Origin of the sequence: Microbacterium sp. (assembly GCF_035277845.1) — a bacterium.
Classification (GTDB): domain Bacteria; phylum Actinomycetota; class Actinomycetes; order Actinomycetales; family Microbacteriaceae; genus Microbacterium.
In genome coordinates, this window is the sequence record NZ_DATEJS010000287.1 from 1 (window position 1) to 4,364 (window position 4,364).

The 4,364-nt window shown below is 69.5% G+C and carries 4 protein-coding genes; all 4 read left to right on the forward strand.

The window, feature by feature from the left end; translation table 11 throughout:
• A partial coding sequence (locus tag VJR25_RS12550) for a DUF2877 domain-containing protein (RefSeq protein ID WP_324115523.1) occupies window positions 1-420 on the forward strand: 420 nt, incomplete at its 5' end.
• Window positions 407-1,045: an ankyrin repeat domain-containing protein gene (locus VJR25_RS12555; RefSeq protein WP_324115524.1), complete on the forward strand. Its 639-nt coding sequence runs from the start codon at window positions 407-409 to the stop codon at window positions 1,043-1,045. The genes VJR25_RS12550 and VJR25_RS12555, both read left to right, overlap by 14 nt.
• A gap of 20 nt (window positions 1,046-1,065) precedes the next feature.
• Window positions 1,066-2,613, forward strand: coding sequence for an acyl-CoA synthetase FdrA (gene fdrA, locus VJR25_RS12560; RefSeq protein WP_324115526.1), 1,548 nt, complete (start codon window positions 1,066-1,068; stop codon window positions 2,611-2,613).
• A complete protein-coding gene (locus VJR25_RS12565) occupies window positions 2,613-4,034 on the forward strand; it encodes a DUF1116 domain-containing protein (RefSeq protein ID WP_324115528.1) in 1,422 nt (473 codons plus the stop codon). Before fdrA ends, VJR25_RS12565 begins: the two co-directional genes overlap by 1 nt.
• The last annotated feature ends 330 nt before the right edge of the window (window positions 4,035-4,364 follow it).

The window sequence follows — 4,364 nt, forward strand, 5'->3', positions numbered from 1 at the left end:
CTCGGCCTCGGCGAGGGCCTCACGCCCACCGGCGACGACATCCTCACCGGACTCGCCTTCCTCGCCGCGCAGCCCGGCATGCACCTGGCCGCACGGCTGCCCGCGATCGCCGCCGCGGCCGACGATCGCGATGCCACGACACTGCTCGGCGCGGTCACGCTGCGCCACGCCGCCTGCGGCCGTGCCCGCCAGCGCCTGCACGACCTGGTCTGCGGGATCGCCGACGGCGACGACGCGCTCGTCGAACTCGCCGTGATGCGCATCCGCGAGATCGGGCACACGTCCGGTGACGACATCCTGACCGGCATCCGCCTGGCTCTCGAGCTCGAGAGCGACCTCCGCGACGGCACCGCGACCGGCGCATCCCTGCACCGAGAAGCACCCGCAATGAGAAGGAGAAACACCGATGACCAGCGTTGAGACCGTCGCCGGGCGGGATCTGGCCATGGCCACCGCCGACGCGCGCTACCTCGCCGCCGCCGCGGCCGGCGACCTCGACGGTGTGCGCGCCGCTCTCGCCGACGGGGCCGACAAGGACGCGGTCGACGGCGAAGAGGCCACCGCCATCCTCCACGCCGCGCGAGGCGGTCACCTCGACGTGGTCCGCGCCCTCATCGCGGAGGGCGTCGACATCGACGCGCAGGACCAGACGTGCTCCAACGCGTTCCTCTACGGCTGCATCGACGACGACCTCGAGCTCGTGAAGCTCATGGCCGAGGCCGGCGCCGACCTGAAGCGCCTCACCCGCATGGGCGGCAACGGCCTCACCCCGTCGGCCGAGAAGGGCCACCTGGAGGTCGTGCGCTACCTGCTGGAGAACACCCGCATCAATGTGAACCTCACCAACAACCTCGGCTGGACCGCTCTCATCGAGACGATCATCCTCGGGGACGGCGGCCCGGCGCGTCAGCAGATCGTGGAGCTGCTGCTCGCCCACGGCGCGAAGCCCGGCATGCCCGACCCGTGGGGAATCCCGCCCGTCGAGCTCGCCCGCGAGCGCGGATTCGCCGAGATCGTCGCCATCCTCGAACGCCCCCAGGCCTGACACTCCCCGAAAGGACCACGATGACCAGACACATCGAAATCAGGAAGAACACCTACCTCGACTCGGTGTCGCTCATGTCCATGAGCACCAAGGCGAACGCCGTCGACGGCGTCACGCAGGCGCTCCTCGGCATGGCCACCCCCATGAACAAGGAGGTGCTGCTCAACGTCGGCGTGCAGGATGCCGCGATCGACGAAGCGAAGCCCAGCGACCTGATGATCGTGATCGACGCCGAAGACGACGCGATCGAGGCGGCCATCCAGTCCGTGAACGACATCCTCGCCCGCAAGGACAAGGCCGCCGGCGGCACGACCGAGGTGCGCTACCGCACCCTCGACGGCGCGTTCGAGGAGGTGCCGGACAGCAACCTCGTGCTCATCTCGGTCAACGGCGCCTTCGCCGCCCGCGAGGCGCGCAAGGCGCTGAACGCCGGCAAGCACGTCATGATCTTCTCCGACAACGTGTCGGTCGAGGACGAGCTCGCGCTGAAGGACCTCGCCCACGAGAAGGGCCTGCTCGTGATGGGCCCCGACTGCGGCACCGCCATCATCAACGGCGTCGGCCTCGCGTTCTCGAACGCGGTGCGCCGCGGCACCATCGGCATCGTCGGCGCCTCCGGCACCGGAAGCCAGGAGCTCTCGGTGCGCATCCACGACTTCGGCGGCGGCGTGTCGCAGCTGATCGGCACCGGCGGCCGCGACCTCAGCACCGAGATCGGCGGCATCTCGATGATCGACGGCATCAAGGCCCTCGACGCCGACCCGGCGACCTCGGTCATCGTGGTCGTCTCCAAGCCCCCGGCAGAGGACGTCGCCGAGAAGGTGCTCGCCGTCGCCGGGGCCGCCTCCAAGCCGGTCGTGGTCACGTTCCTGGGCTCCGAGCGCACCGAGTCCGGCTACGACAACGTGACCATGGTCCAGGGCACCAAGCCCACCGCCATCGCCGCCGTCGTGGCATCCGGCATCGACGAGTCGACGCTCGACACGCACCCGCTCAACCTTCCGCTCATCGAGGAGGTGCGCGCCAAGCTCGCCCCCGAGCAGAAGTACGTCCGCGGTCTGTTCTGCGGCGGCACGCTGTGCGACGAGTCGATGTTCGCGGCCCTGGGCAAGTACGAGAACGTGTACTCCAACATCCAGAAGAACCCCGCCTACAAGCTGGGCGCGATGGATGCCTCCCGCGAGCACACCTTCCTCGACATGGGCGACGACGACTTCACCAACGGCCGTCCGCACCCCATGATCGACCCGTCGCTGCGCGTGCAGCGTCTCGTGCAGGAGGCCGACGACCCCGAGGTCGGCGTCATCGCCATGGACTTCGTGCTCGGCTTCGGCGCCCACGAGGACCCGGTGGGCGTGACGATCCCGGCCATCACCGAGGCCAAGCAGAAGGCGGCCGCCCGCGGTCAGCACCTCGAGATCCTCGGCTACGTGCTCGGCACGGACCTGGACACCCCGACCATCGCAGGTCAGGTCGCCCAGCTGGAGGCGGCCGGTGTGACCATCGCCTCCTCCTCCACCAACCTCGGGCTCCTCGCCCGTGAATTCGTCGCGAAGGGTGACAACTGATGAGCGTGAACGAACTGTTCGACACCGATCTGAAGCCGGTCAACCTCGGCCTCGACATGTTCGCCGATGACCTGAAGACGCAGGGCGTCGAGCCCGTGCTGATGGACTGGACGCCGCCGGGCGGCGGGGACCCCGAGGTCATCGCGGCGCTCAGCCGTCTCGAGGACCCGGCCGTCGCGGAGAAGATCAACGCCGCCAACGAGGTCGCCCTCGAGCGCATCCTGTCGTCGCAGCCCTTCCTCGAAGGCTTCGGCCAGGCGATCGACACGGTCCCGGGCATGACGAAGACCACGATCCTGCACTCCGGCCCGCCCATCGAGTTCCCCCGCATGTCGGGCCCGATGAAGGGCGCCGTCACCGGCGCGCTCGTCTTCGAGGGCCTGGCCAAGGACCTCGACGAGGCGTTCGAGCTCGCCGCATCCGGTGAGATCACCTTCTCCCCGTGCCACGAGCACCAGTCGGTCGGCTCGATGGCCGGCGTCACGAGCGCGAGCATGTGGGTGCACAAGGTGCGCAACCGCACGCACGGCAACCTCGCGTTCACGAACCTGTCCGAGCAGCTGTCGAAGATCCTGCGCTTCGGCGCCAACGACCAGTCCGTGATCGACCGCCTCAACTGGATGCGCGACGTGTTCGGCCCGGTGCTCGCGGGCGCCATGGCGCTGAACACCGACGGCATCGACCTGCGCCTCATGCTGTCGCAGGCCCTGCACATGGGCGACGAGGCGCACAACCGCAACGTCGCCGGCACCACCCTGCTGATCCAGGCGCTGGCGCCGTACATCCTGGAGACCGACTTCACCACGAAGGAGAAGCGCGAGGTCTTCGACTTCGTGGCATCCTCGGACTACTTCTCCGGTCCGACGTGGATGGTCACCGCCAAGGCATCGCTGGATGCCGCGAACGGCATCGAGAACTCCACCGTGGTGACGACGATGGCCCGCAACGGCGTCGACTTCGGCATCCGCGTGTCGGGCACCGGCGGCCGGTGGTTCACCGGTCCCGCGCAGGAGGTCATCGGCCCGATGTTCGCCGGCTACACCCCGGCCGATTCGGGCCTCGACATGGGCGACTCGGCCATCACCGAGACCTTCGGGATCGGCGGCTTCGCGATGGCCGCAGCCCCCGCGATCGTCGCGCTCGTGGGCGGCACGGTCGACGAGGCCATGGGCTACTCGCGCACCATGAACGCCATCACGACGGGCAACAACCCGAACGTGACCATCCCGGCGCTCGACTTCATGGGCGTGCCCACCGGCATCGACGTGCGCAAGGTGATGGAGACCGGCATCCTGCCGATCATCAACACCGCCATCGCCCACAAGGATCCGGGCATCGGCATGATCGGCGCGGGCATCACCCACCCGCCGGTCGAGGCCTTCCAGAAGGCGCTGCGCGCGCTGGCGGACACGATCGCCTGAGTCCACGCACCGGGCCGGCGGCGCTCTCGCCGCCGGCCCGGACGGCAGCGATACGTCGGCGCTCGACATGATCCACCTCGACGCGGCCGCGACGACTGCGCGGCGATCTGGACCGAGTGTGCTCGGAACGCCTGATCCCGGCGCGCACGCAGAGGGGCCGGTTCCCGCAGGAACCGGCCCCTCTGCGTCGGTCGGCTACTTCTTCTTGGTCTGCGCGCGGCGCTCGGCGCGGTTCGACGCGGGGGCGGTGGAGGTCGGCTGACCGAACGCGCCGCGCTGCACGGGCTCTTCGGCCTCGACCGGAGCCTGGTGCGCGGCCGCCGCGGCTGC

Excerpts from the sequence above, each read along its gene's own strand:
- VJR25_RS12555 (WP_324115524.1), top strand. The coding sequence starts at position 407 with ATGACCAGCGTTGAGACCGTCGCCGGGCGGGATCTGGCCATGGCCACC.
- fdrA (WP_324115526.1), top strand. The coding sequence starts at position 1,066 with ATGACCAGACACATCGAAATCAGGAAGAACACCTACCTCGACTCGGTG.
- VJR25_RS12565 (WP_324115528.1), top strand. The coding sequence starts at position 2,613 with ATGAGCGTGAACGAACTGTTCGACACCGATCTGAAGCCGGTCAACCTC.